Below are 2,009 nucleotides of genomic sequence, written 5' to 3' on the forward strand. Positions count from 1 at the left end.
CTTCGGCCCCCGGCCCAGCCTTAGAAAAAATTTGGCTCATATCGGCTTTAAGGTGAAGCGGCAAGATCCGGCTCTCGGGATCCCTCCCCCTTTGAATTCTTCTGATCCATGGGGGACCCGATGCCGTCCAGCCTCCTCGGCGAGTTTTTGAGCGCACAAGAGCGCGACAAAGCGTCAAGAAGATCCTTCGATGAAGTCTATTGCAGAACGATAAAAGGGCTTTTAGACTGGACTACAACGCTTTCTCTGCCCATTTCGGAGTGCTCATAACGAGAAGTTTCACGCCGTTGAGTGGATCTCTGGGCGCGGGAGGGCCGCTGGCTTTTGGAGCACCTCAACGGTGCCCATTTCACCTTAAAACCGACATGAGCCAAGTTTTTTCTCCCCTTCCCCGGGGCCTTTCGGGCCGCGGGGAGAGGGAGAAAGGGAGGAGGGGCCATCCCTTTCTTCACCGTTGTGCCATCTCCGCTCCCTGTGGCCCTTGACTTGCAGCAAGGTGCCTGAGTGCCCGGTATTGGTTCAGTTCTTTTTTGACGGCTCGCTTTTCATGTGTTAGGATGGAGCACCCTGGAGGTTCACCATGGGAGAGCGACGGCAGCGACGGATCGGGGAGCTGTTACGAGAGGAGCTGAGCGCTCTGATCGCCGAATTAAAAGACCCGCGGGTGGCCGGGGTGACCGTGACCGGGGTGGAACCGGCGCCGGATCTCACCATCGCTAAAGTCTATGTGACGACATGGCCAGCGGATCCTGCTCGGCGGGGGGAAGTGCTGGCGGGCCTGGAGCACGCGAAGGGTTATCTGAAGCACGAGCTGGCTGGGCGGGTGATCCTGCGCCGGATCCCCGATCTGGTTTTCAAGTGGGATGACACCTTCGATCGCGCGGATCGCATCGAGCGGTTGATCTCCAGGCTTCACGATGAGCAATCATCCGGATCCTCAACTTAGGCACCTCATCCGTTCAGTCAGGAGCGGTAGCTCGATGAGTCGTGAGCAGGCCCGACAGGCCTTGAAGAAAGCCCAGCGCATCGCAGTGGCCACCCATGTTTCGCCGGATGCGGATGCCATTAGCAGCGCCCTCGGCTTGGTTCAGATCCTCCGACGTTGGGGGAAAGCCGCCGAGGCGTTCTGCGACGACGATCTTCCAACCCGCTTGAAAGCCCTTCCCCACGCAGGGGAGATCTCCCGCATCGCCCGAGGCCCGTTCGATCTCCTGGTTAGCTTAGACGCCAGCGACCCGAGCCGCCTCGGCAAAGCGTTCGCTGAGCTCCATGGGGTCCCCTTGCTGAACATCGATCACCACGTCACGAACACCCACTTCGGAACGATCAACTGGATTGATCCCTCCGCGGTGGCGACTGCCGAGATGGTGCTCTGGCTGGCGGAGGATCTCGGGGTGGAGCTGGACGCGGAGCTGGCTTCGATCTTGCTGGCGGGCATTGTGGGAGATACGATGGGCCTCCGGACCACCAATGTAGACTCCCGGGTCATGCGGGAGGTGACTCGACTGATGGAGGCCGGGGCCTCCCTGTCGGCGCTAGTGGAAGCCCTCTTTAACCGCCGGCCCCTGGCCGCCGTCCGCCTCTTCGGCCAGGCCCTCGCAGAGGCCCGGATGGAGGATGGGGTGATCTGGACAGTGATCACCCGGGAGATGAGGGCGGCCTCCGGCCTGAGCCACGCGAACGATCTCAGCCTCTCCAGTTTCTTGATCGGCGTGGAGGAGGCACGGATCGCCGCAGTTTTCACTGAACGGGATGATGGAAAAGTGGAAGTCAGCATGCGGGCCCGGCCTGGTTATGACGTCGCCCGGGTCGCCCTGGCTTTCGGCGGAGGCGGCCATCCGCCCGCGGCCGGGTGTCTGCTCCCCGGCCCGCTGGAGGAAGTGATCCCTCCCCTCCTGGCGGCCCTGAAAGCAGCAGCCCGGGATGGCCAGGAAGGCGCCTCAAAAGCATAGGACGCCGCTTTGTTGCGACGATGCAATTCCCTGTGAGGGGCGGGCCGCTTACGCGGC

General features: G+C 61.9%; 2 protein-coding genes. Both read left to right on the forward strand.

Annotated elements, in window-relative coordinates:
• The first annotated feature begins 580 nt into the window (after positions 1-580).
• Positions 581-946 (forward strand): 30S ribosome-binding factor RbfA, encoded by a 366-nt coding sequence (gene rbfA, locus ACFMO5_RS02085; protein WP_376791118.1) that lies wholly within the window; start codon positions 581-583, stop codon positions 944-946.
• Positions 947-980: 34 nt separating this feature from the next.
• Entirely contained in the window at positions 981-1,952 is a 972-nt protein-coding gene (locus tag ACFMO5_RS02090; protein ID WP_376791119.1) for a bifunctional oligoribonuclease/PAP phosphatase NrnA, read from the forward strand.
• Positions 1,953-2,009: the final 57 nt, after the last annotated feature.

Source organism: Thermoflexus sp. (assembly GCF_042408365.1).
Lineage (GTDB): Bacteria > Chloroflexota > Anaerolineae > Thermoflexales > Thermoflexaceae > Thermoflexus.